Origin of the sequence: Agaribacterium sp. ZY112 (assembly GCF_041346925.1) — a bacterium.
Classification (GTDB): Bacteria; Pseudomonadota; Gammaproteobacteria; order Pseudomonadales; family Cellvibrionaceae; genus Agaribacterium.
Genome location: NZ_CP166840.1, coordinates 104,028 through 129,686, shown reverse-complemented (window position 1 = coordinate 129,686; position 25,659 = coordinate 104,028). Strand labels below are relative to the sequence as shown.

General features: G+C 42.9%; 22 protein-coding genes. 11 read left to right on the top strand and 11 right to left on the bottom strand.

Features of this window, described 5'->3' with window-relative positions; genetic code table 11:
• Positions 1–864 (bottom strand): endonuclease/exonuclease/phosphatase family protein, encoded by an 864-nt coding sequence (locus AB1S55_RS00615; protein ID WP_370979835.1) that lies wholly within the window; start codon positions 862–864, stop codon positions 1–3.
• Between the two features lie 119 nt (positions 865–983).
• Between AB1S55_RS00615 and AB1S55_RS00610 the strand changes: the two genes are divergently transcribed.
• From AB1S55_RS00610 to AB1S55_RS00595, 4 genes are all read left to right on the top strand, one after another.
• Complete coding sequence (locus tag AB1S55_RS00610; protein WP_370979834.1) at positions 984–1,532, top strand: acyl-CoA thioesterase; 549 nt, start codon at positions 984–986, stop codon at positions 1,530–1,532.
• Positions 1,532–1,963, top strand: coding sequence for a DUF3010 family protein (locus AB1S55_RS00605; protein ID WP_370979833.1), 432 nt, complete (start codon positions 1,532–1,534; stop codon positions 1,961–1,963). Before AB1S55_RS00610 ends, AB1S55_RS00605 begins: the two co-directional genes overlap by 1 nt.
• Before the next feature lie 3 nt (positions 1,964–1,966).
• Positions 1,967–3,304, top strand: a complete 1,338-nt coding sequence (locus AB1S55_RS00600) for a DEAD/DEAH box helicase (protein WP_370979832.1) — start codon at positions 1,967–1,969, stop codon at positions 3,302–3,304.
• A 218-nt stretch (positions 3,305–3,522) separates the two neighbouring features.
• Positions 3,523–3,684 (top strand): hypothetical protein, encoded by a 162-nt coding sequence (locus AB1S55_RS00595; protein ID WP_370979831.1) that lies wholly within the window; start codon positions 3,523–3,525, stop codon positions 3,682–3,684.
• A gap of 15 nt (positions 3,685–3,699) precedes the next feature.
• Here AB1S55_RS00595 and AB1S55_RS00590 read toward each other — a convergent pair whose 3' ends face one another.
• Together AB1S55_RS00590 and AB1S55_RS00585 are read right to left on the bottom strand one after the other, a co-directional pair.
• Positions 3,700–4,890, bottom strand: a complete 1,191-nt coding sequence (locus tag AB1S55_RS00590; RefSeq protein WP_370979830.1) for a DUF6596 domain-containing protein — start codon at positions 4,888–4,890, stop codon at positions 3,700–3,702.
• A 118-nt stretch (positions 4,891–5,008) separates the two neighbouring features.
• Entirely contained in the window at positions 5,009–5,905 is an 897-nt protein-coding gene (locus tag AB1S55_RS00585) for a LysR family transcriptional regulator (RefSeq protein ID WP_370979829.1), read from the bottom strand.
• A gap of 435 nt (positions 5,906–6,340) precedes the next feature.
• Here AB1S55_RS00585 and gshB point away from each other — a divergent pair, with 435 nt between their 5' ends.
• Together gshB and AB1S55_RS00575 are read left to right on the top strand one after the other, a co-directional pair.
• Positions 6,341–7,375, top strand: coding sequence for a glutathione synthase (gene gshB / locus AB1S55_RS00580; protein ID WP_370979828.1), 1,035 nt, complete (start codon positions 6,341–6,343; stop codon positions 7,373–7,375).
• Positions 7,359–9,371 (top strand): flavohemoglobin expression-modulating QEGLA motif protein, encoded by a 2,013-nt coding sequence (locus AB1S55_RS00575; protein WP_370979827.1) that lies wholly within the window; start codon positions 7,359–7,361, stop codon positions 9,369–9,371. Before gshB ends, AB1S55_RS00575 begins: the two co-directional genes overlap by 17 nt.
• Positions 9,372–9,442: 71 nt before the next feature.
• On the opposite strand, the gene AB1S55_RS00570 is transcribed toward AB1S55_RS00575, so the two are convergent.
• The 3 genes from AB1S55_RS00570 to AB1S55_RS00560 form a co-directional block, all read right to left on the bottom strand.
• The gene (locus tag AB1S55_RS00570) at positions 9,443–9,913 is read right to left on the bottom strand and encodes an NfeD family protein (protein ID WP_370979826.1); all 471 of its coding nucleotides are present in this window, start codon (positions 9,911–9,913) and stop codon (positions 9,443–9,445) included.
• Positions 9,914–9,928: 15 nt separating this feature from the next.
• Complete coding sequence (locus AB1S55_RS00565; RefSeq protein WP_370979825.1) at positions 9,929–10,897, bottom strand: SPFH domain-containing protein; 969 nt, start codon at positions 10,895–10,897, stop codon at positions 9,929–9,931.
• Positions 10,898–11,045: 148 nt separating this feature from the next.
• Positions 11,046–11,393 carry a HopJ type III effector protein gene (locus AB1S55_RS00560; RefSeq protein WP_370979824.1) on the bottom strand — a complete coding sequence of 116 codons (348 nt, stop codon included), beginning with the start codon at positions 11,391–11,393 and terminating at the stop codon, positions 11,046–11,048.
• A 178-nt stretch (positions 11,394–11,571) separates the two neighbouring features.
• On the opposite strand from AB1S55_RS00560, the gene AB1S55_RS00555 reads away from it, so the two are divergent.
• A complete protein-coding gene (locus AB1S55_RS00555; protein WP_370979823.1) occupies positions 11,572–12,456 on the top strand; it encodes a retropepsin-like aspartic protease in 885 nt (294 codons plus the stop codon).
• 100 nt (positions 12,457–12,556) lie between these two features.
• Here the strand turns inward: AB1S55_RS00555 and AB1S55_RS00550 are convergent, their stop codons facing one another.
• The 3 genes from AB1S55_RS00550 to msrP are packed head-to-tail and all read right to left on the bottom strand — an operon-like array spanning position 12,557 to position 15,708.
• Positions 12,557–13,987, bottom strand: coding sequence for an MATE family efflux transporter (locus AB1S55_RS00550; protein ID WP_370979822.1), 1,431 nt, complete (start codon positions 13,985–13,987; stop codon positions 12,557–12,559).
• Positions 13,988–14,042: 55 nt separating this feature from the next.
• Positions 14,043–14,675 carry a protein-methionine-sulfoxide reductase heme-binding subunit MsrQ gene (gene msrQ, locus AB1S55_RS00545; RefSeq protein ID WP_370979821.1) on the bottom strand — a complete coding sequence of 211 codons (633 nt, stop codon included), beginning with the start codon at positions 14,673–14,675 and terminating at the stop codon, positions 14,043–14,045.
• Between the two features lies 1 nt (position 14,676).
• Positions 14,677–15,708: a protein-methionine-sulfoxide reductase catalytic subunit MsrP gene (msrP, locus tag AB1S55_RS00540; RefSeq protein WP_370979820.1), complete on the bottom strand. Its 1,032-nt coding sequence runs from the start codon at positions 15,706–15,708 to the stop codon at positions 14,677–14,679.
• A gap of 487 nt (positions 15,709–16,195) precedes the next feature.
• Between msrP and AB1S55_RS00535 the strand changes: the two genes are divergently transcribed.
• Positions 16,196–18,142, top strand: a complete 1,947-nt coding sequence (locus AB1S55_RS00535) for an agarase (RefSeq protein WP_370979819.1) — start codon at positions 16,196–16,198, stop codon at positions 18,140–18,142.
• A gap of 224 nt (positions 18,143–18,366) precedes the next feature.
• Positions 18,367–20,265 carry a choice-of-anchor I family protein gene (locus tag AB1S55_RS00530; protein WP_370979818.1) on the top strand — a complete coding sequence of 633 codons (1,899 nt, stop codon included), beginning with the start codon at positions 18,367–18,369 and terminating at the stop codon, positions 20,263–20,265.
• Positions 20,266–20,350: 85 nt separating this feature from the next.
• On the opposite strand, the gene AB1S55_RS00525 is transcribed toward AB1S55_RS00530, so the two are convergent.
• Positions 20,351–22,081 carry a sensor histidine kinase gene (locus AB1S55_RS00525; protein WP_370979817.1) on the bottom strand — a complete coding sequence of 577 codons (1,731 nt, stop codon included), beginning with the start codon at positions 22,079–22,081 and terminating at the stop codon, positions 20,351–20,353.
• 113 nt (positions 22,082–22,194) lie between these two features.
• Positions 22,195–22,902, bottom strand: a complete 708-nt coding sequence (locus AB1S55_RS00520; RefSeq protein ID WP_370979816.1) for a response regulator transcription factor — start codon at positions 22,900–22,902, stop codon at positions 22,195–22,197.
• 274 nt (positions 22,903–23,176) lie between these two features.
• On the opposite strand from AB1S55_RS00520, the gene AB1S55_RS00515 reads away from it, so the two are divergent.
• Positions 23,177–24,595 (top strand): MATE family efflux transporter, encoded by a 1,419-nt coding sequence (locus AB1S55_RS00515; RefSeq protein ID WP_370979815.1) that lies wholly within the window; start codon positions 23,177–23,179, stop codon positions 24,593–24,595.
• Positions 24,596–24,659: 64 nt separating this feature from the next.
• Positions 24,660–25,433 (top strand): class I SAM-dependent methyltransferase, encoded by a 774-nt coding sequence (locus tag AB1S55_RS00510; RefSeq protein WP_370979814.1) that lies wholly within the window; start codon positions 24,660–24,662, stop codon positions 25,431–25,433.
• The last annotated feature ends 226 nt before the right edge of the window (positions 25,434–25,659 follow it).

The following is a 25,659-nucleotide window of genomic DNA, read 5'->3' as shown; positions in this document are numbered from 1 at the left end:
TTAAATCCTAAAGTGGGCGTGTAAGAAGTTATGGTCGGAGCTATCTACTTCAATTACTCTGCTGTTTTTAAGCTCTAAACCACGATAAAAAATATGGTCTAAAGGCCAGCCGCGAAATGATTTTATCTTTTCTTTCTCAAAAGGTGCAGCGATTAAGCCTAGCTTTTGAGTGCTTTTGGTTAGAGAGAGCATACGTTTTTGATTCCAAGTGTTAAAGTCGCCTGCAAAAATAACGGGGCCATGATGTTGCGCTATTTCTTGCATGACATCATCTAATTGTTGCTCAAAGGCGTCGATACCAAGACTAAAGTTAATCGCGTGAATATTGGCAACCAGCAATTGTTCGCTGCGGTCTTCGATGTTGTAATAAAGGACTAGAGCGGCTTTGGGTGTTTCTAACCACGGTTCGTAATGCCTGTACATGCAGCTTTGTGATGGCTTGGCTGTGGCACTGGTTATCACACCGGTTTGTTGACCGGCACTGATATAACCGGGCGCAAAAATTGGTTGGGCGTGCAGTTCAAGAGCTTGATGTAAGGCCTCGCCATAAGTGGCTTCCTGCATAAGTAGGATGGCGCTTGTTTCACTGGCTTTTTGCAATACCTTATCCCAGCCTAAACGCTTGCCTTTGAGCACATTCCAGCTGCCTATATGCAAATCGCCTTTGGCTAGGCTTTGCTCTGAACGATAGGCTTGGCAGTCTTGAGAGCTGTGCTTCTGCCCCCTTGGGGCCTCTTCTACGATGTACTCCCAAGCTGTAGAGGGGGCCGATATGCTTATTAGAGCTAATAGCGATGCTACGACCTTGTTTTTCAACGGGTCGAAAAGGCGGTTTTTGATTGAAAAATGATCGCTTTTGCTCACGTTAATAAGTTCCCTAGCTTGAAATCATATAGACTGATACAAAAGCGCTAGGTTCCCTTCTCTTTATAGGGGGGCTTTGCGATAATCGCCGCCTTTTCATACCCCTGCCGGAGCCCCCCATGTCCAGAATTGCAACGAATGAGCCGGTCATTATGACCATGCTAATGACCCCGGATTTGGCCAACTTTTCTGGCAAAGTCCACGGTGGAGCTTTGCTTAAATTACTTGATCAGGTTGCTTATGCCTGTGCCAGCCGTTTTTGTGGAAACTATGCTGTTACTTTGAGTGTCGACCAAGTGGTTTTCCGTCAGCCTATTATGGTTGGCGAGATGGTAACTTTCCGCGCCCGAGTGAATTTTGTGGGCAACACCTCAATGGAAGTAGGTATACGGGTAGAGGCAGAAAATATTAAGACCGGTGAGATTCGTCATACCAATAGTTGCTTTTTTAATATGGTGGCGATTAACGATGCAGGTATGACAACCAAAGTACCTCGCCTTAAGTTGGAAACCGATAAAGACAGGCAGCGCTACATTGCCGGTCAGTTGCGCCGCGATCTGCGTAAACAGCACGAAGCGCGTCTGCAAGAAGTTAAAGCAGAGTCGCGTGGCAAGATCGAGCAGCTCAGTGTTGAAGAGTTGGAACAGTACCTTAAGGAAAGCAAATAATGAGAGTTTGTGGTGTAGAGCTTAGTGGTGGTGACGCCATCATTTGCCTGTTAGGTCGTGAAGGTCAGTTATTTGATATTCCAGATTGCCGAGTACGTAAATTGAGCTTGGCAAAAGTACACAGCCAAGAGGATATGCGTAAATTTCAGTTTGATTTTGCCAAGCTGATGCAAGATTACTCGGTTGATAAAGTAGCTATTCGTGAGCGCCCAACTAAAGGTAAGTTTGCTGCTAGTGCAACTAGCTTTAAGATGGAGGCCGCCATACAGGTGATTGATGATCTGGATGTGCTAATGCTATCGCCGAGCACGCTTAAAGAGCTGCAAAAAGAACATCCGCTGCCTATCGACTTTACTGATACAGAGTTAAAAGTATTTCAGCAGCCGGCATTTATTTCGGCCTATGTGGCCCACTATTACAAAGGCGAATAATCTGTGACGCAATTTGCTGATTTGGGTATTCATGAGCGCTTATACAAAGCATTAGGTAAATTACGCTATAGCGAAGCGACAGAGGTGCAAGCGGCAGTCTTCCCTGTTGCCGCAGAAGGTCGAGACATTGTTGTGTCGGCAAAGACGGGTAGTGGTAAAACGGCGGCGTTTATTTTACCTATGCTGGAGCGTTTTCTGGCTGAGCCTAAACCAAATTCGGGAACGCGAGGCCTGATTTTGGTGCCTACTCGTGAGCTGGCTTTGCAAACTCTAAAAGCTTTTTCCGAGTTAGCTGCGTTCACTCAAATTAAAGCCAATCGTATTATTGGTGGTGAATTGTTTAAACACCAAGTTGCGAGTATACGTCGCAATCCAGAAGTGTTTATTGCAACGCCTGGGCGTTTGGTTGAGCACCTAGAAAAAAACAGCATCGACTTTGGCGATTTAGAGTATCTAGTGCTCGACGAAGCCGATCGAATGCTGGATATGGGCTTTGCCGAAGACTTACATACAATTAGTCAGAGCTGTAATCCTCAGCGCCAGAATTTCTTGTTTTCGGCGACCTTTAATCATAAGGGGTTTAGCCGTGTGCGTGCGCAGTTAAAAGATCCTGTTCATATTGAGCTAAGTCCTCAAGAGAAGGTGAATAAGAACATTCGTCAGCGTCGTATTTTGTGTGATGACGTTAAACATAAAGAAAACCTACTTAAAGCTTTGCTGTTACAAGAACAGCCAGAGAAGGCTTTTGTCTTTTGTAATACTCGTGATCAGGCCCAGCGTTTGGGTGAGATATTGCAAAGTGCGGGTGTTAAGACGGGCTTTATTCACGGTGAGGTTAGGCAGAGCGATCGCAAGCAGGTATTGAATCGTTTCCGTGACGGTAAAATTACAGTGCTTGTTGCTACCGATGTTGCTGCTCGTGGTTTGGATATTGACCAGTTAGAGCTGGTGGTTAACTTTAACGTTGCTCAAAGTGGCGATGATCACGTGCACCGAATTGGTCGAACTGGTCGAGCCGATAACCAAGGTGAAGCGATCACCATGGTAGGGTCGAGTGAGTGGAATCGCATGGCTGGCATCGAGCGTTATTTAAACTTCCGCTTTGAGAATATGAGTATAGAAGGTTTAGAAGCTCGTTATAAAGGGCCTAAAAAGCTTAAGGCTTCAGGATCTGCTGCGGGCTCTAAAAAGAAAAAACAGCTTAAGAAAAAAACAGGGGCTAAAAGTGCTGGGGCGAAAAAAAGCTCAGCTAAAAAAGCGCCTAGCCATAAAAGCTCAGCTAAGCCTCGTAAGAATCTTGGTTTGGGGGATGGTTCAAGCCCGCTTAAGAAGCGCTCTTAATATTCTCAGTTCACTAAGCTAGAGCCATTTGGGGTCTAGCTTTTCTCTTTATTTGCAGACATCGTTTTCTAAAAACGCTTCTTAATATCTGCAAGGCCTGTCTTTATTAATAAATTGTTTCTGGCGTTAATAGCACGTTGTTTGGCGGCTATGGTCAAGCTGTAAACTCAGCTCTAGTTAAACTGAGATTAAAGATCAACGTTAAACGGAGCTGACTAATGTCTATCTTAGCAATGATGAGCTTAATCATATTGAGTGCAGTAGGTTTACTTTTTATTGGGGCGCTTGCCCATAGTCGCGAAGCCGAGCCAAGACAGGCTTTAATCCCTGTCTCAGAGCATCGTTATGGCCCGCATTCTCGTACTTCACGCTCTTTGTAGGCGCGTTTCGCTCAGCTAACGAGAGCTATTAATACTGCGAATAAGTAGCCTGCGCTCGGCACTGCTAATGCTTAGGTCGAGTGCCGTTTTAAGTTCACTCTGTGCACTGTGAATGTCACTCATTGCATTAAGTAATTGGGCTTTACGGATGTGGTACTGTCCTTTGTGTTCGAGTTCAGGGCTCTCTTCTAGCAATCTCTCTAATTGCTCAAAGGCCACTAAGGGATTTAGTGTGGCTCGCCATAATATGTAAATACGTTGCAGTTGATTATCTACATTATTATTTTTTACACATAAGGCGTTGTACAAAACCAGTAATTGCGACCAGTCTGTTTCATCGTCATTTGGGCTTTGGTTATAAAGCGCTTCAATAGATGCTTCTAGGTGGTAGCTGCCTGTGTTTCCCGTTCTTAGGGCTAGCCCTAAATAGTGATCTGCTAAAGTGATGGCCGATCTATCCCATAGAGCTCTGTCTTGATCTGCTAGCTCAACCAGTTCATCTCGTTTGTTGTAGAGGGCTTTATCGCGCGCGGATCGGCCTAGTAATAATGATAATAAAGCGGCACTTCGGTCGCAGTCTTCGTGGTGATAATACAAACTTTGGGCAAAACATATGCACTGTTTGCTAATGCCTAGACGTATGTGGTGTTGATGCAGGCCTATTTCACTGTTTTTTTGAAAAATAGTTCTCAGTAGTACCTGTAATTTATAAAGGCTAACGGTGCCAATATGCTTAGGCAGTGCTTTTAAATTACGCTTATCGAGTAGCTTGCGAATGATTTTAATCTCACTGGCGAGAAGGCTACGCTCAATACCCAGTTGCTTAATAATGTATTTACGTTCTAAGGCAAAGCAGAAGTGCAGACATGCTATTAAGCGCTGGCGCTCACTAAGTAAAGGCTCGTGACAAAAGAGCATTAACTGCAGTAGTGGCGTATTGCCCAGCTCTTCGCTAGCAAGCGCGCAGTACTTTCTCTCACTGGTTGTTTGCATGCTATCGACGCAGAAGAGTAGATAGAAAAGCAGATCGTCGGCCTCTAAGCCTTTGCGGTAGTATTCACGAGCGCTGCGTTTGGCACGGCTAAGGCAAGATTGAGCCATGCTGAGTTTCATGCCATTTCTAAGTAATAAGGCTAGAGCATAAGGTAGTTGTTGTTGCAGTGCGGTTTCAAGTTCGAATTGGTTAGGTGCTGCGTTTGGGATCATGTAAAGGCATCTCTATTGGGTATTACTTCCCTGATGCTTTAACTATAGATCAGATATAAAAGACGCAAGCCTGGTATGCATATGCACGCCATTTTGTTTGTAGGAGGGGGGGAGTTAATCACCAATCGTTATCGCTTAATGGCAAGGTTGCTAAAGCTGAATCAGGCTTTATATCTCGTTCTTGGAGCATGGTAATGATGGGGCCTAGCGACAAGGATTTATCCTCACCGCGCTTATATACAGCAAAGACTTGCTGTTTAATCATTGGGCTGTCTTCTACTTGATATAAGGACTCTGACTCTAGGTAGGCTTCAACAAGTGCTCGAGGTAGAAAAGCAGCGCCTTTATGGCTAAGTATGAACTCAAGGGCGATATGGCTCTGGCCTGTATGTAAAACAGGAGCCACTGGCTCTTGGAACAAGCGTGCTTGTTGTAGATTGAAGGCGGTTCCCCAGTCGACAAAGACGTGTCCTAGCTTGGGTACATCTTCAATGTGTCGTCCTTGGCAGTTACAAACCATGATGAGTTCAAGTTCACCGATTACTTGAGATTCAATGTCGCTATTTGCGGGCGTTTCTAGTGCAGCAAACAGGTCTACACGGTTTCCGAGTAGTGAGCGAACTAAGTGCTGTGGGTTATTAATCTCGGTGCGGATGTAGAGGTTTGGAAATTGAGAGGCCATGCGCGGTAACAGAGATTGTAAAAATGTATCCCAGAGGTTTGACGTCCCACCTATAGAAATCTGAGTGTTCTGTTTGGTGGGGACGCCGGCCTCCTGAATGGCTAGCTGCCATCCAGCTAGTAGGTTTTCAGCATGAGGTAATAGGCGTTCACCTGCTGAAGTTAGCAAGATGTTATTACGCTGTCGAATGAATAGTGTTGCGCCAATAAGGCTCTCAAGCTGCTTGATTCTGGAGCTCACCGCTGACTGGGTGAGGTACAGGTTTTCGGCTGCATGCCCGAAATGTCGCGTTTTAGCTACTTCGAGAAAGGTTCTTAGGGTGTCGATATTCATACTTTACCAAGTTCGATAGAAAAAATTGATCGATATCGAGTTTATATCATCATTTTACATACCTTAACTTAAGACTGATACTGAATATAAGGTTTAAACGGCCATTTAAAGTTTAGATTGTTGTTCAGGTTTAAGTCTGTTTTTCAGTGAACACGCTTTTATAGGGGGGAGCACTTTGGTTATTACTTGCGTAGATCTGGTGAATTTACGCTTGAGTAGGCTGAGGTGTTGGAAAAGCATAGGCATGCCTTTTCGAGCTTTTCTCCTTGGAGAGCGGCAAGTGAAACATGAGCAGCAGGGGCTTTTGTATTGATGTGTTTAGGTCAGCGTAAAGCTCAGATACTCTGTGAACGAGCTTCGAGCTTACTGCCTGAACGTTAGTGGCCATGATGAAACCAAGAGCTAACGCTTAATACACGAGGATTAAAACCGACAATGAAAATATGTTTCATCATGTATCCGTGGGATCGTATTTCAGCAGACTCTGATAGCACTCTGCGTTTAATACATGAGTGTGCGGTGCGAGGTCATACGGTGGCTATTACAACGCCAAATAGTCTTACTATTAGAGACAGTGGCGCTCATGCCTTCTGTAATGTATTAAAGAAAAAAGCCAAAATATCTAGCAATGTTCCTACCTTCTATAAGGCGGCTGATTTTAAACGCAGCAAACTGCCTCTTGCGGGTTTTGACGTCATTGTTATGCGTGCTAACCCGCCACTGGATACTATCGCGTTGAACTTTCTAGATTCAGTACGAGAAGATGTTTTTATCTTTAATGATATAGATGGTTTACGTATCGCTAATAATAAGCTTTACCCAGCGTCATTTAGTGGAGAAGCCGCACGCTTTATTCCTACCACTCATGTTTCCAAAAGTATTGAGTATCTTGAACAGGTTTTAAATGAGTCTGAATCAGAAAAAATGATAATGAAACCTTTAAATGGTTTTGGTGGCCAAGGGGTTATTGTTGTAGAGAAAAGTGCTCAGAAAAACTTTCGCTCATTACTTGAATTCTATATAGGTGGTGACAACGGAAATTATGTGATCTTACAAGACTATATTGCTGGCGCAGATAAAGGTGATGTGCGTATTCTATTGCTCAATGGTGAACCTATTGGGGCGATGCGACGCGTGCCTGGCGAGAAAGATAATCGTTCTAATATCCATGCAGGTGGTCGAGAGGAGAAACATAGCCTAACCAAAGAAGAAAAAGCATTATGTAAGGCCTTGGGGCCTAAGCTTGTTCGTGATGGATTGTTTTTTGTTGGGCTGGATGTGATCAATGGTAAGTTATTAGAGGTCAATGTTTTAAGCCCTGGTGGTATTACGCGCATCAATAAATTGAATCGGGTGAAGCTTCAAAAGCAGGTGGTCGATTTTCTTGAGAATGTAGTATCAGCTAGAGAACTCGTGGAAGAAAGAAAAAGCGTATTCCGTAAGGCTATTGAAGATGCAGAAGCTCTCTGAAAAACAAATTATTGCTAAAATATATGCTGGTGAGCTATTTGAATGTGAGCTAGAAGATGGCAGTGTCGAAATTAAAATCGATGCTTATGTGCCAGCTATTTGTACAGCGATACATGCAGGTGGCAAACTGCGCCCCTTATTAAGATCCTTGTGTTTATTAAGTGATGAAGAGCGACGATGTGAAGAGGATACTTATGCTGAGAGCTTTATTCAGGCTATGCCTGTGACTCTGATTACACGTGACTCTCGCTATGAATATGACTTGAATCGCCCTTTAGCTAAATGCATACATAGTAAAACTTGGAATAAAAACCTTAGTAAAAAAGAGAGAGGTAAAAGCATTGATAAACATCAGTGTTTTTACCGCATTTTGGATGCTTTAGTAGGGGAGGTGGAGAGGCGTTTTGGTTCGGCACTTGTATTTGATGTGCACGCTTACAATCATCTAAATATAGACAGAAGTACACCTGTATTTAATATTGGTACAGAGCAAGTCGATACCGAGCGCTGGTTTAGTCTTATTGATAGGCTTCTGAGTCAATTAAATAAGATTAATTTACAAAATTTACCCGTTGAAGCTAGATGTAATAATGTTTTCTATGGTCGAGGGTATATGGTCTCTCATATCAATAGTCGTTTTGCTAATACACTGGTCTTGCCGATTGAAATTAAGAAAATATATATGGATGAGCTTAAAGGTGAACTTTATCCATTGGTTTTACGCTCCTTAAGCGAACAGTTTAAGGGGGTGTTGACTGATATTTCATCGCTCTTTGCTCGCCGCTATACTTCCAAGCGAAAAACCGCCAAAGCGAGCATGTTGTCAGAACAACTAGATCCATTAATATTAAAGGTTGATAGAGCATTATTTAGCTTGGCCAAGGGGCTTGAAACACTGCATTACATCAATCCTATTAATATACAGATTGAGAAAAGGAGCTTCTTAAAATCTAATGGACGTTATGAGCCCGTGTTTAAGTACCGACCATTAGAATTAGATCCGTTCTTATTTAGAAAGTCTCTTTATGATATTCCAGTAGACTCTATTCGTGATCCTAGTATTCAGCGCTTATATCGAAGTGTGATTGATGGTTTGAGTGAAAAGATTGGAATGTTGGTTAATGCTGGCAAACCAGGTTTTTTATATGAATCTTTAAAATACTATGGCGAGCCGACGCCGACTGATGAGGATAATGCCCAATTTCTCTTGCATGCAAAAGATATTGCCTTCAAGAAAGAAGGCTTGGTTAGTGACTCAGAGTTAAAGCAGCGCTTTATTGATGAAGCTAATAAGTATGGTATGAAATGCAAGGTTGAATTCAGCTCAAAGCTGGTTGCGAGCGCGATGGTTTCGAATGCTCGTAGAGCTGTGATGATCTCTAAGGGTTTATCAATGCCAGAAATAGAAGTGCGGGCACTGGTTGAGCATGAGCTAGGTGTACATATGGCAACAACTTTGAACTCAAATGCTCAGAGGCTAAAAGTGTTTTCTTTGGGCTTACCGGGTAATACCTTAACCCAAGAAGGCTTAGCAATATTAAATGAGTACCACTCTGGTAATATGACTTTGGGGCGTTTAAAAACACTTGCCTTACGAGTTGTCGCCGTAAAACAAATGTTAAAATATGGCAGTTTTAAGCACACCTATGCTTATTTACATGAGGAAGAGGGCATGCCAGTGGATAAAGCATTTGGTTTAAGTCTGCGAGTTCATCGCGGGGGGGGCTTCACTAAAGATTATCTGTATCTAAATGGTGTGAGTCGTGCGCTTAGTTTACATAAGCATTGTGATATAAGAAATCTTTATGTCGGTAAAACAGGCTTTGATTTTTTGCCCGTTATTAATGAGATGGTTGAGCGGCAGCTCGTGGAGGCTCCTAAGTACTACCCCGTGTATTTAGACAAGCCGGCAGAAACACTACCTGTCCTTGAATACTTGATGGGTTCCATTCAGGATGGTCATCGAAGCACCGTGTTAGAAAATTTTGCGATCTAGGCTGAGATGGGGTGAACAAGTCTGCTCTTTATATAAGAGCAGACTTAGCTGGTTGTGATTAGGAGAGCTGTTTAGCTATTTAAAGGCTTAACCAACATTGTGGTACCTTCAACAGCGATGATTTGGCACATTTGGCCCTCATCAATTTTAGATACGCTTGTATCTTGTAGGCGGGCATTCCAATCAATGCCGGAGAAACGAATCTTACCTGAATGAGCATCGATATCACTGGCGGCTTTTACATCGCGGCCAATCATGTCGCTACTTGTATCACTGCCTCCACCTGAGTTTTGAAAGTTCTTAAGCGGTTTCCAAAGTATTAGGGCAATAATGCCGGTCACAATGCCTAGAGTGAATAGCTCGATTTCCCAGCCATTAATAATGCCTAAGCTTGTTAGGGCTCCGGTAATAAAAGCCGCAATACCAAAAAACAATAAGGGGCCGCCTAAGCCAATGACGGCCAGCTCGATAATAAGGCTAACCCCACCTACTAGGTAATAAATATGGTCGTGGTGATCCATGGCATATTGCACGATATCCATAACAAAGCCCCTGTATTAAAGTTTCAGGTTGCTTGATACGGCTATAGCTTGAGCAACGGTAGTCGAGATGTTGTCTCCGGTTTTGCCGTCACTCAATACAACGGTGCCTTCGGCTGCGATGGCTTGGTGAGCTTTAATGGCATCCTGGGCAAGAGTTAGGGTTACTGCTGATTGACCTTCGGCAGAACTTGCTTGCTCACCAACAACACGAAGTGCGTCAGCTTCAGCTTTTGCAACGAGTGTGATGGCTTCAGCTTTACCTGCAGCTTCAAGAATCTGTGATGCTTTGCTGGCTTCTGCCGCAAGTACCTGTTCGGCTTTGGCGGCTTCTGCGTCGAGTACTCGCGCCTGCTTTTCACCTTCTGCTTGGGTGATGGCGGCTGTTTTTACGCCTTCTGCAGTAAGGATTACAGAGCGCTTTTCTCGCTCTGCGGTCATTTGTTTTTCCATGTCCTCACGAATGGACTGAGGCGGTGTGATGTCCTTTATCTCGTAGCGGGTCACCTGTACGCCCCACGGTGCGGTCGCCTCCGTCATGGAGCCAAGGATCTTAGCGTTGATGGCATCACGGCTTTGGAAACATTCATCAAGCTCCATTTCACCAATGGCATTACGCATGGTGGTCATTGCAAGTTGCACGACGGACACTTTGTAGTCGGTGATATTGTTGGTCGCTGCCGCTGCATCAGTGACCTTCATAAATAGAATGCCGTCTAATTGCAGGGTGATATTATCTTTGGTGATGGCGGCTTGGGCGCTGATGTCTAAAGATTGTTCTTTTAGGTTGCGATCAGCTGCAATGGTCTGAATAAAAGGCACGATAAAGTTCAGGCCAGCGCTTAGTGTTTTGTCGTATTTACCTAGGGTGTAGACAACATAACCCCGGTTTTGGGGGACAAAATAGATACCCTTTTTAAGGGTGTAAACGACAACAATGGCGATCCACAGCAATGGGCTGCTAATTAAGTCAGTGATAATGGGCATGGTGGTACATCCTTGCTTTATTGTTTGTGAAGCTTGCGTCAATCATCGCACGTAAACGTGCTGTAGATACAGCGGCAAAAGTAAATAAAGGCCGTTGTATGAGATTTAGGCTTAAGCTCAGATTTGGGGCTTAGGCTTAGGCTTAGGCTTAGGCTTTGGCGCTAAGTGCTTGGCCATCAAAGTGAATACCTTGCCAGCCGCTGAGCATAAAGTTGCGGATATTGGCGTGGTCACTGCCTTCTGGGGTCTTTAACACATCGTTGCGATAATAATCACCAAAACAAGCGAGGGTGGCTTCTTTATCGAGGTTTTGCAGCTGTGCAAATGCAAACAACTTACATGAGCCTTCATTTGTAGCCGCCGCATTTTGAGCTTCGCCATTACTAAAGCTACACGGCTGGTAAGTGTAATTGGCGTCGATGACGGCCATGGTATCTGCAAAGCTGATTTGCTCAGGGGTTTGTTTGAGTTTGTTTAAAAAAACGTCGATTTTCATCTGTGGCTCTTTGTCTTACTAAATTGCTGAGCTGTTTATTGTACATGCTAATAAGCGTTATGGGGCTTGTTCGTTTTCTAGATATTTCTTATTCTGACTCGGCATTTTTAGCCTGCAGTTTTCTTATTGGAGAAGAAACTGTTCAGGAATAAAACAATAAGCATAAAAAAGGGATGAGATGAAAAAGATCGTGTTAAGTGTTGTGGCCGTGGTGTTTTTACTCGCAGGTGCCGCGTTTATATTTCTATTTGGTAGTTTTACAGTATCACCTGAAAAGGCGATAAGTTTTCCGCTTGAACAAAGCTCCCACAACTTTTTGCAGATGGATGCAGAGCTTAATGGGCAGCCAGCCAAGCTAATGTTGGATACTGGCGCGACGATGAATGTCATTACCTTAGATTTTGCTCGTGAGTTAGGTATTAACTTGTCTTTTTTGCCTAGTTTGGCGGGCACAGATCATCTAGGTCAGCCGATGTCGGTCAAGTTATTGCCAACGCTGGATATGAGCATGAATGGCAACGATTTGACTTTGTATAAAGTCGCTATAGTCGATAATACCGATATGGGGGGCGCAGGTGTGCACGGGGTGTTTAATCCATTGGCAACCTTTTCAGGCCCGATTGAGATGGATCTGAAAAATAATACCCTAACAGCTTTTCCAGAAACTAAGGTTTTTGATGAGCTAAATACTGAGGCAAATTGGGATGGAAACGTGCTATTTTTAGCTTCGTCCTTGACTGAGGGTTCTGAGGTTTTGGGTTTAGTTGATACCGGCTCATATATTACTAAGTATGAAAAACCTTATATTGAAAGTGTTATGCTAGGTGTTGATGTGAGTAATATGGATCCTGCTGATTTTTCTCAAACACTGCCTTTGACGCAGGCTGTTTACATTGCCGGTGTTGAGCTGGATCTTGAGGCCGTGGGGTTACTCAACAAGGCTAACCATAGCCAGAATATTAATGCGGTAAAAGGTTATATAGGTTATGACTTTTTAAAAGATACCTTAATTAGAATTAACAAAGTTGGCGACCCCCGAATATACTTAGATTATCAGGGGTAAATTAAAGCTAATAAATGAGTGTTAACATGCCCTAGCTCGGCCCTTTGTCGATGAGTGTTATCTACAAAGGGCTTAAAAGAACCTTGACCAGTGCTATCAACTATTGCTGCCTGTATCCTTCCTCTTCTAGGGCCTTATCTGCCGTATCAATACTCTGCTGTTCATCATCCGTAATCTTAGTTTTTTTCCAGCCACCGGCATAAAACCAAGCTAAAGCAATCAGTGCGGTTACGATATTGGTGATAGGGAAAGACCACCACAGGCCCTCTTCGCCCATGCTGGTATGCTTGGAAAGAAGGTAGGCAAGCGGGAAGCGTAATATCCACTGGCTGACCATAGCCAGCACCATCGCATTGATCATATTGCCTGAGGCGCGAAATGCCGCGAGAATACATAGTTGTACCCCAATGCCCCCCCATGACAGACACATAACACGAATAAAGTGGGCTCCTTGTTTAATGACTTCCGCTTCATTGGGAACAAAAAACCACATAATGTGCGGAGCTGTTAAGTAGGCAAGCCCGCCAATAAGGGTGAGAAATAGGCAGCCCATTAAGGTAGCGAGTTTGGTAACTTGTTCGGCTCGCTCTATTTTTCCTGCCCCCATGTTTTGGCCTACAAGGGTCGAGACGGCCATAGATAAACCCATAGCGGGAATCATAACAAGCTGAATAATGTTGGCACCAATACCGTAGGCGGCAATGGTTAAGGTGCCCATCGATGCCACAAGAAAAGACATTACCATTAAGCCAAGGCTGCGAGTTGAGAGCTCAACTGAGCCGGGAAACCCAAGTAGCACGGCTTTTTTCATATAGCTTGGCTGGGGCACTAAATGCTTTAAGCGTAAACGAATACCCCACTTACCTCGCCATAAAACACATACACCAACGAGCGCAGCGAGACTCTGTGTGCCTAGGGTGGCCATGGCCGCGCCTTCTACGCCAAAAGCGGGTATGGGGCCGTAGCCAAAAATAAACAGTGGGTCGAGTATGAGGTTAAGTAAAACGGTTGTAAAAACAATCACTAATGGAATTAAAGTATGGCCAACACCGCGCATAAGGGATTGAAACATTGAGAAGGTAAAAACAAACACAATCCCAATAAACGAGACACGCATAAATTTAAGTGCATCGTTGTAAACGTCTTGCTCAACCCCCATAAGCGTTAATAAATGTGGTGCTAATACTAGACCTATGGCACCGAGAACACTTGAAAGTCCCACCACCATTAATAGAGTTTGTCCGGCGACTTCATTGACCTTATCTTGTCGACCTGCTCCCATATATTGTGCGGTTAAGGTCGTGCCTGCCATGGCTAAGCCTGAGCCAATAGCAATTAATAGAAAGGTAACGGGTGTGCTTACCGATACAGCCGCTACGGCAGCAGAGCCTAGACGACCAACCCAAAAAGCATCGGTAAACTGATAGCAAGACTGTAATATATTGGCGAGAATAATCGGTAGCGCTAAGCTATAAAGCGCGTGAGAAATGGAGCCGTTTAAGAATAGCTGCTGTTGTTTGGGAGTAGTCACGTAAGCAAAGCCGTTTTATTGAGCAAGGCTTATTAAAGCATATTTTTATAGAGACTTAGGTGTTTGTCTGATTGCTTTTAAAGCTCTTAATCCAAGTTATTATTTTCTTTTTACGTAAAACCAGTAATAGCACAGCGAGACTAAAATAGATGCTAGGTTCTATCCAGCCGCTTTTTACTGACCACCAAAAGTGCAGGCACACAAGTAAAATAATGAGGTAAATACTGCCGTGTAATTTTGTCCATTGCTTCCCCATGCCTCTAAGTAGTTTGGGGATGGAGCTAATACTCAGCATCAGTAGTAGTAACCACGCAACAAAACCGACCACAATATAAGTGCGCTGAGTGACCTCTTCGATAATTAGTGACCAGTCGTAAATAAGGTCAAATGCTAGCCAAGCAAAAATATGCAAGCTCGCCCAGATAAAAGCCCACAAGCCAAGGGGGCGTCTTAAGCGCATAAGGGGCGCTTGTTTAAGAAACTTTACAAGGGGCGATACAGCAAGACATAAGAGCAAAATTCGCAGTGCGCCTGTACCTAAAAAGTGAATCAGTTCTTTAACCGGATCGCCACCTAAGGTGCCTGCCGGTATAGCAAAAAACAGCCAAAGCAAAGGCACAAAGCACGCTATATGAGTACATAGTTGTAGCCCTATAGCTAACTGTTTGGCTGTTTTAGAGTGGGCCATATTAGTAGTACTTATGTAAGTCCATTCCTTTATACAATGCGGCGACCTCATCGGCATAGCCGTTAAAGGGTAGGGTAGCTTGGCGCTTAACACTAAGTGCACCACCTGGGCCAATAAAGCGTTCGCTGGCTTGGGACCATCGGGGGTGGTCGTGGGCTGGATTTACATTGGCATAAAAGCCGTATTCACTTGGCGCTAATAAATTCCAAGTTGAAGGAGGCTGCTGTTCAGTTAGGCGAATTTTAACGATTGACTTAATGCCTTTAAAGCCATATTTCCATGGCACAACTAAACGTATCGGTGCGCCATTTTGTGGCGGTAATGTTTTCCCATACATGCCGACAGCTAAGATACTTAAAGGGTGCATGGCCTCATCGATGCGCAAGCCTTCAACATAGGGGTAGTTGATACCACCACCAACTAAGCGAGATTTTTGCCCCGGCATTTGTTCAGGGTCGTAGAGGGTTTCAAAGGCTACGTATTTCGCTTTGCTGGTAGGGGCAAACTGTTTTAAAAATTTACCTAATTCAAAGCCCAGCCACGGGATATTCATCGACCACGCTTCAACACAGCGCATCCTGTAAATACGTTCTTCGAGCTTGTTATTATTCATCCACTGCCAAACATCAACAGTCGCTGGTTTTTCAACTTCGCCTTCTACCGTTAGTGTCCATGGCTCAAGTTTCATGTTTTGGCTGCTCAAAGCAGGTGCCGTTTTGGATGTGCCAAATTCATAAAAGTTATTATGGGTGCTGGCCTTAGTGTATGGTGTGAGTGCTAGGTCTTTGCTGTTTATATCTGGCTGGTAAACCAAGTCTTTGCGTTTGTCGGCCTTATTTTTACTTTCATCATCGGAAAACAAATCAAACAAGCCAGCATGAGCTGGAGTACTTATGGTTCCTACTACGGCGGCCCCCGCACTGGCTCCGGCAAAGCCTAAGCTTTTTAGCAGCTCTCGGCGCTTAAGGTAAGTCGCTTCAGGCGTTACCTCACTTTCTTTTAGGTTCTTTGTCGTTTTCTTTTTGAATAACATAGCTATCTTCTACGCACACCGTTGACCTTTAGTTCAAGTGTATTGCAAATCCTTGTCTTTAGGGGGCGTTTTAAAGAATGCGGACGCTTTTGTGATAAATGAACGGTTTTTTGTTAGTACTTGTTCACAATGTTGCTTTAGTACGCTTAGTACTAAAGAAAGGCATTAAGTCTTCTTTTGGAGAAAATAGCCTCGTTGGAAGCTTAAGTCCTGCTTATAACAACTAGCACTCATCTTTTGGCTTAAGTTGGGGATTAGAAAAAGCCTAGAGAATATGAATTATTCTATTTATCTATAGAAGAGCGTTATCAAATATTTACCTTTCAGAGTCCTCAATTTACGCAGTGGCTTTAATCCGTATAAAAAGCGTTTGAAGCTTGGCAGATACAGGTGTTAAACAGCTCTAATCTGATAAGCATAAAGTATTAAAATAGTAAGTTGCTAGCTATACTGCCTCTCTTTTTCCTGTTTTATCGGAGTTTGTTACGTGAAAAGTCTTCTTAAGGCACTTGTATTGCCTTGTGCCGCATTATTGTGTGCTTATAGTAGTGCTCAGAGTTCAGAGCCGCACACGGATAAGGTGGCTCAAATCGATGTCGATTTAAATGTTGTGCATAGTGTAGAGGGGCATTCTCAGTTTGATCGTAGCAAGTACGTTGTAATGCACTCTGCCATTGCCACGCCCGACTGGGTTGGGGAGGAGGATAAATTATCCTATTTATTTGACGAGCTTGATGTCTATTTTGGTCGTGATAATGGCACCATGGTTTATCACGCAACTCAAATTACCGAAGACCCAAAGCGTCCAGGCTATGCTGATCCCAGAAGTATTGAGATGCTTGGAAGGCGTTACCGTGAATCTTTTTATGGGCGTGCGCTTAGAAAGTTGCACAAGTATGAAGACCATCTGGAGATGATGATTGGCGGCCAGTTAAATCAGCTTTGGTTGGGTAATCATACTGGTCGTGGTGGCTGGAGCTTTGCAAGCAACGATGCTATTGGTGAGTACATGGGGCTTTTTGTTAATGAGTTCTATCGCGATGCAAAACAGCCGTCTTCTAAAGGCCAAAAGCGGCCGCCTTATCTCGAGGTTGTGAATGAACCTTTATATGAGCTGGTAGATGTTCACGGTGCTGAACCTATTGATACATTTATTTTTCATAATGAGGTCGCTAAAGGCATTAGAAGGGTTAACGATACGGTTCAAATAGGTGGTTATACCACGGCCTTTCCTTGGTTTGACCTTGATAACTTTGAGCGCTGGAATGAGCGTATGAAGTTGTTTTTAGATACCAGTGGCGAGCAGATGGATTTTTTCTCTATTCATCTGTATGACTTTGGTTATTTAAAGCGTGATGGCGGTGTTGCTAACTTTAAAGGTGGTCGTATTGAAGCCACCATGGATATGATGGAGCAATACGAGTTATTAAAGTTAGGTGAAATTAAGCCTTTTATTATTTCTGAGTACGGCGGTCGGGACCATAAAACCGAAGAGCAGGCGTGGTCATCGCTTAATGATTGGCAAACAATGAAGTCCTTTAGCCCAATGATGCTGCAGTTTATGGCTAAGCCCGACCTAATCATTAAAGCGATCCCTTTTAGCTTGCCTAAGGCAGAGTGGAGCGGCAATGGTGGTCGTGATTATGCTTGGCGTTTATTAAGGCACAAGGATGAAAAAGAGGGTGAAAAAGGCAGTGATTATGTATTTACTGATATTGTTAAGTTCTACGAACTTTGGTCCGATGTAAACGGCACTCGTGCCGCATCATCTTCTGATGAAGCAGATCTCCTAGTTGATAGTTATATTGACGGGAAAAAAGTCTATGTAATTATTGCCAATGTTGAAAGGCATTCGCAAAGCATTGAACTAAATCTTAAGCATCTAGAGAAATACAGGTTTGCAAATGTGAAGATTAAGCATTTATATTTTGCGAATGGTGAGCCGACTTTAACGGAGTCTGTAGAGAAAAAAATACCTGAGTCACTCACTATTGGAGCTGAAGCCAGCTTAATACTTGAATATAAGTTTCAGCGTACTATTAAAGCCAGTGAGGTTATGTCAGAGCGTAAATATTACGCTTCTAGCTATAAGCAGCCGATTAAAGCCGGACAAGATATTGAATTTACCATTGCCGATGTTAATAAGGGGCTTCATGGCGAAGCACTTCTTCGTTTAAGTTTTGGCCGCGCTCATGATTTGTCGAAAAAGCCCAAAGTTATTATCAATGGCAGTGCCTTAGTCGTACCAGATGATTTTTCTGGCGATGATCAAGAGTTTCGACCACAGTTTTTTAATATGCTCGAAATAAAAGTACCTAACGAACTACTTAAAAAAGAAAACACGGTTGTTTTGAACTTCCCTGATGAGGGTGGTTTTGTAACTACGGCAACTATGCAGGTATTTACATTTAGCTCGGATCTAGCCAAGCCTTAGCTATAAGGATTTTACTATTGAGGTCGAGCGGTTTAGCTTGGCCGTTGTCGTTTTAATTGACGCGTTTATATCTGACTTATCTTTATGGGCACCTTATTTATATGAGGTGCCCCCTTGCTGTATTTCTTTTGGTTTCACAAAACAGAAATATATCAGACATCTATTCGTCACAATTCTTAGCCAAGATGCGGCCCATTAAAAAGAAGCAGTCTTTAGGGGGCAGTATGAATTTCAAACTTAAAAAAATCGCTTTGAGCGCGGCTATTTTGGCTGTACTGACAGCGTGCGGCGGTGATGATGGTGTAGAGGGCGCTGCAGGACTTCAGGGCTTGGCGGGTGAACAGGGTAGTAATGGCCAGAATGGCCAAGATGGCGCTAATGGTGTTGATGGAAAAAATGCCGAAAACAGCAGCATACATTTAAGTCTACTGGGGCGTTATCAGACGGGCGAATTTGATGAGTCTGCCGCTGAAATCGTTAGTTACGATGCTGCGACACAACAAGCTTTTGTTGTAAATGCCAATTCAGGCATGATTGATGTTCTTAGTCTTAGCAACCCGGCTGCACCTGGTCTTGTTGATTCCTTAGATGTCGCGGCCGATATTGCTGGTTTTATCTCCGATTTAGAGCCCGGTGACTTGGGCGCTGCCAATAGTGTCAGTGTTGCGAGTGATTTAGTTGCTGTAGCGGTAGAGGCAAATATCAAACAAGACAACGGGTATATTGCTTTATATGCTACAGATGGCAGCTTTATGAGCGCCGTTGAAGCTGGTGCATTACCAGATATGGTGACTTTTACTCCGGATGGCAACAAGATTCTAGTTGCTAACGAAGGTGAGCCAAACGGCGATTACAGTGTTGATCCTGAAGGCAGTATTACTATCATTGATGTGAGTGGTGATGTCTTATCACTGAGTGAGGCCCAGGTTACACATCTTTCTTTTTCAGATTTTAATATCGGTGCTAGCCGCGCTGCTGAGCTCGATAACGATGTTCGTATTTCTGCCAAAGCAGCTTCAGTCGCTCAGGATTTAGAGCCCGAATACATCACCGTTAATGCCGATAGCACAATTGCTTGGGTTGCTATGCAAGAAAATAACGCATTAGCTCTATTGGATCTGAGCGATAACAGCATCGATACCATAAGAGGCTTGGGTTATGTGGCCCATGAAGTTCTTGGTAATGAACTTGATGCTAGCAATAAAGACGGTGGTGTGAATATTCAGAACTGGCCTGTTCGTGGGCTATTTATGCCTGATTCAATCGATAGTTATGAATTTAATGGCATGACTTACCTTGTTACTGCTAACGAAGGTGATGCGCGTGAGTATATGACCGATGCAGAAGATGAAACGGCATGTACCGATGCTGGTGGTTTTGATTTTGATGATGGTGATTGCTTGCATTATTTAGATGAAATTCGCTTTGCCGATATTGTTGAGCAGGGGGCAAGTGTTGAGCTCGATAATTTAGAGCTATTTGCATCAGACCTAGAAACCTTAGCTGACAATAGCCTATTGGGGCGTCTTAAGATTGTTGCTGATATGGGGGTAAGTTGTGAAAACAATGTATTTTCTACAACGGGCCAGCCAGATGACAGTTGTACTTATGAAGCGCTTTATAGCTACGGTACTCGTTCATTCTCTATTTGGAATGGAGAGACAGGCGCCTTAGTGTTTAATAGCGGCAGCGACTTTGAGCGTATTAGCGCTCAGCGCCTAGGTCTTGATGGCTTTAATGCAAGTAATGATGAAAATGGCGCTGATGATCGTTCAGACGATAAAGGTCCAGAACCTGAGGCAATAGAGGTTGCTGAGTTGAACGGTAAAACCTATGCCTTTATCGGCCTTGAGCGAGTCAGTGCGCTTATGGTGTATGACATAAGTAATCCTGAAGCGGCTAAATTCGTTCAGTTTGTTTCAACTCGTCGTCATGATGTGGATATTGAAGCCCTCGTTGATGAAGGCGATTTCAGTGAAGCGGGTGACTTGGGGCCCGAGAGTATTCATTTTGTTGCTGCAAGTGAAAGCCCTAATGCAGAGCCCTTACTGTTGGTTGGCAATGAAGTGAGTGGGACAACTGCGATTTTTCAAGTGGATGAAATTGTTAGTACCTCTAATTAAATAATAAGCATATGATAACTAGGGCTGCATGACTCTTTCCGGCCTTAGTTATCAGTCAATAAGCTTAATCTGAGGCCTATAATAATTATATACGCGGTTGCTTTCTGTATTGAAAACAGACTTCGAATTCAGCGCCGGGATGTCGGTTTCTATGATCGACTTTAGCGCCCATTGCGCGCACGAGCTCTCCAACTAATGCGAGGCCGATACCCGTGCCTTGCGTTTTTCTGGTGAGTTCATTGCCTGATCGATAGAACAGATCAAAGATGTGTTTACAGTCTTCACTTGCAACACCTGGCCCGTAGTCGCGTACCCAGAAACATAAGCGAGGGCTGTCTTTTCCCTCGCTTGAAAAGCCTAGTTCAACCAGCCTTTTTCTTTGGTTTTTATCGCAGTGATCTGTGGAAAATTTAATGGCATTATCAATGAGGTTGATAGCAATTTGCGCAAATGCATCTACATCAATCAATAACTCTAGGTTTTCTAGCTCTTCTTTATCAATAAGTAATTTGAGTTCAAATTGGCTTTTTTCTATAAGTGTTCTGGTTTTAGATTTAACTAGATCTACTGCAGAAAGTACGGGAGTGTATTCTAATCTTAAGCTTGCGTCTTTTTTCCTTAGGCTGGATAAACACAGAATGTTGGATATAAGTCGTGAGAGTCTTTCCCCTTCGAAAAAAATAAAGTCGTAATAGGTCTCACGCTGCTGGTTGCTGTTGATCATGTTTGAGCGAAGCATGTCGGCGTACATGATAATGGAGGTTAAAGGCGTTTTTAATTCATGGCTCACCGAAGAAACAAAGTTGAGCCTATCTTCATTTAAGCGTATTTGGCGAATACCAAGCTGATAAATAATGAAGGCGCCTAACAATATTAAAAATACAATAACCAAGACTAAATAAATACCGGTGCTAGCACTGGCTCCAAGGGGCATAGCCTCTGTGGATATAAGGATCTTTATTGGTTTAAGTGCAGGGTGAAGCTCATCCCAAAAGATAGTGATGGGAAGTTTGTTTTGTTTGTAAGAGTTGAATTCAATGCTTGGCCCCTCACTTATTTTGGGGGTGTAACTAAGGGCCCCTAATATTTGATCCTTGTAGTAAATTTGTACAAGAGCTTTGCTTTGAAAACCTGAGTTGTTTAGGTACCGCTGAAGCGGATCATATAAAAAGTCCTGAGGATTTAAAATAAATCCTTGACTTAACTGTGCTTCACCTTTCCAAACTTGGCGAGAGAATATTAGCTCACCACTTTTTGCGATAATTAACGTTAGTGGCTGTATTTGAATAAGATATTCTTTAGGCTCTGAAGCTGGTGATGACGATGCTCCGAGCTCCGATGGCAGTTCCGGAAAAGCACCTAGATCAAAAGGTTTAGGGCCGCTTATTAAGCCGTTGTCAACAAGCAAGGCGCGAAGTTTCTTTCTAAGTTTTAGACTCTGTTTAATCTGCTCTTCATCAAAATCGGGGGTGAGCTTATGGGTGAAGTCGAGCAAGCTTTGATTATCTTCAAAGGGTAGAGCGGGGCAGCTAAATATTCCCTGATCATCGATTTGAAAGTAGCCAATAATACCTGGTGTTTTATTAGAATCGGGAACGCCAGATAAAGGCGACATGGTTAGGTATTCTTGCCTGTGTCTGGGATCATCAGATATGTTATAGAAATAATAATCGTTGTAAGCACGGTTTTCTTCGCGCTCTAAGATTGGATTAATATCATCACGTACTTGTTTGATTAGATGCTGAGCGTGCCATACATATTTATGAAACTCTTCCTTTTGGAATTGCTTGTAGCCCCGCTGAATTAAAAATATCATTGGTATCGCAATTGCGATTAAAAAGATAATTATATATAGGCGTAAGCGCCTAATAAGATGCTGGGCGCCAATCTGATTTTCTAATGTCTTTGTTGCGAACATAGTACCTTGAATTAATTGCTTTCTTTACTGCAGAGGCGATAGCCTTCACCACGTACTGTAATAATGTGTATTGGTTGTTTACAGTCGGGCTCAATTTTTCTACGCAGCTTTGCCATGTGAATATCGACAGTACGAGTATCTATATCTGCAGATTTTTTATAGCCCCATACCTCACTTAGCAGTGTTGATCGGCTTACCGCTTGGCCGCATGCCTCTTTTAAATAGAGGAGTATGGCCATTTCTCTACGGGTGAAACTGATATTTTTGCCTTCTAAGCAGCCGCTTAACGTCTTGGGTTTGAGTTTGAGCAAGGGGGATATGTCTAGCTCTTCATCGAGGTCTTTTTTAAGGGTTCGCCTTAGAATACATTCCACTCGCAATACTAATTCACGCACGGAAAATGGCTTGGCGATATAGTCATCGGCTCCTAAAGACAAGCCATTAATGATATCTTGCTCTGAGCTTTTGGCTGTCAGCATGATGATAGGTTGTTCTCGTGAGTGTTTACGTAGTTCATTGCAAACACTAAAACCATCTAAGCTAGGCAGCATGACATCAAGTAGAATGCAGTCATAGTTTCCTGCCAATGCGCGCTCAAGGCCTTGAGCACCATCCATGCATGAATCAACCTTGTAACCATGGAAAACAAAGAGATCAACGAGGCCTTGCAAGATGGCTAGTTCATCTTCTATGACTAAAACTGATGCCTTGTCGCTCATTTGAGTCCTATATTCTAGTATTTCCGTAGGTTTGTAACTGACTATCTTATTGTGTGGAGCTTAACGTTAAGCTCTAGCGCTAAAAGCGATGCTTCAATCTTACCCTTTAAATCGCCATTTTTTGTAAATTTTATGTAAAAAAACGGTAAGTAGATTTTACAGACTATGGCTATTTCACTCACTTAAGTACTCGTATGCTTGTAGTTATTAGGCTTGTTTAGATCAGGGCTATTTAGATTGGAGCGGGTAGGCTTACAGGGAATAACGTGGCGCTATGGACTATCTTGAGCAACTAGAAAAGCATAACTGGATTTTAACCGATAGAGCTGTAAGGGTAATAAGCTCCTTGAGTTTGACTTTGCTTCCAGCGATTTTGACCCTGTTATTATTAGATTGTTTTGATAGTTATCTTATATCTCGTTTTTATCCTGAGTTGTTGCTTGCACAAGGTTTTACTGTACCTGTTAGTCATTTTCTTTTTTCCTTAAATGTATGTTTGAGTATTGCTGTTGTTGCATGTGTAAGTAAGGCTGTGGGAGAGAAAGACTTTGATAAAAGCAGGTATTTGATTAGCCATTCTCTGTTGATCTCTGCTTTCTTTGCATTGTTTGTGTCTTTGTTTTTGTTTAGTGTGAATGACAGACTGTTCGATGGTTTGGGGTTGAGCTCTCTAGAGCTGAGTGCTTTAAAGCGCACTGATACACGAGAGCAAATCACAAGTTATATGTTTCTACGCTATCTTGCGTTTATCCCTTCGCTTTTAAGCTTAACTGCGATATCAGTATTTAGAGCTGTTGCTCAGGTTAAGTTAGCTTCAGTACTGTTGTGTGTATGGGCTCTGTTAAGCATGTCGCTGGACTATTTGCTTGTTTTGGGTTTTGAGCTGGGGCCTTTTAAGCAAGAAGCTATGGCTCTGGTGGGTGTTGGCTGGGGGCACCTGATAAGTAATACCTTTATATGTGTTGTGTGTTTTTACTTATTGCTAAGAAAGAAATATCTGGTTTTTTCTGTGCGAAACTTTGGTTCGAACATAAGGGCTGTTTCTTATGTCGCCCTACCATCGTTTCTAACTAATGTAAGCCTCCCCCTTGTATTATCCGTGTTGACCGCTTTAGCTGCACGTTCTGGTGCAAGCTCGGTCGCTAGCTTTGGTTTGGTTTCTCGGTTAGAGCCATTTCTTTTAATAGTACCGATGGTGTTTTCTGTAGCACTGCCTGTATTTGTTGGTCAGAACTGGGCTGCTGGTTTAAAGGCGCGCACTATCAATGTGGTACTAAGCTGCTTGCATTTTGTTTTGTGGTTGCAGCTGGGGCTTGCTTTTGTTCTATATCTTTTTTCTTATCAGCTTAGTGAGCAGTTTGGTACAGAGCTTGATGTTCAAGTTTTAGTACGTTGTTACCTTATTAGTGTGCCCGTCAGCTTGTGTGGTTTGGGGGTTGCCATCGTCTCTAGCTCTGTACTGAATGCGATGGGCCATTCATTTTCAGCTTTCTTGCTTTCTATTGTTAGAGTATTTTTCTGTGTTTTGCCTTCTTCCTTAGCCGGTTATTACTTGGCCGATATGCCGGGTTTATATGCCGGAATAGCCTTTGGTTATATGCTTTCTGGGCTTGTTTCTTATTGTTTTATGAAAAAAATAATGATCGTAACTAGGGAAGATAAAGAACTGTCGTTTTATAAGTTTGCGCTTTAGTTATTGATCGTTTCTTTGAATAAATTTTCATGAAAATCAACTCCCATATAAAAAGGAAATAACCATGAAAAAAGAGTATGTTGCTTTGGTCGGATTAAGTGCTTTGCTATCTTTTGGTAACCCTGTAGTCGCTCAAGATTGGTCTCTAAATGAGTTTCAAAAAGAAGTTCAGATGGTTATGGATATGCCTCATCGAACGGATGAGGATAGGGCGCGAGATAATAATAGAAATCCCGTTTCTGCGCTTGACTTTATAGGTTTGAAACCCGATATGAAGGTGCTTGAATTTGGCCCGGGTGATGGCTGGTATACAAAAATACTAGGTCCTCTTTTGAAGGATAAAGGAGAACTTTATATTGCGTATAGGAAAGAATGGTTGGATTTTTTAGATCCGTTACTCAAAGAAAAGCCATTGGCATCGGTAAAAAAACTTCCTGTTGATATTAATTGGAGTAATGAGTCCATGAGTTTTATCTTTGGGCGTTTTGAGTTACCGGTTAGAGATGTTGATATGCTCTTATGTATTCGGGAATACCATAACTTTTCGGGTGGGGACCGTATGGTTTTTAATAAGCAGGCTTTTAAGGCCTTAAAGCCAGGTGGTCGCTATGTTGTTATTGATCATACCCGTCGACATATGCAAAAAGATACATATGAAAACTATCGCCGTGAAGACCCAGTGGATGTCATTCTGGAAGCCCAAGCCGCAGGTTTTGTTTTAGATAAGAGCTCAGACATGTTTTACCGAGCGGATGATGAGCTTCGTTATGAAGTCGGTAGGAAAACGGTGGCAGGTAATACGGATCGTTTTACCTTGGTGTTTAAGAAACCTATCTGATCTCTGTGTTTAATTAGGTTTTTTTAAGAGCTGAAGCGTGAAGAAGTCAAGCTTTAGCTCTTATTTTTACGCTTGTTAAAAAACAGAAACGCCTATTATTTAATAGGGCTTTATTATTTTTTTAGTGATTTTTCTAAGTATTAAGGTTAAGTGTTTAAGGGCTTCCTTAAGAAAAAAGCATATGATTTTTTAGTCTTTTGATTTCATTTCTTCTTCGGTTATATTG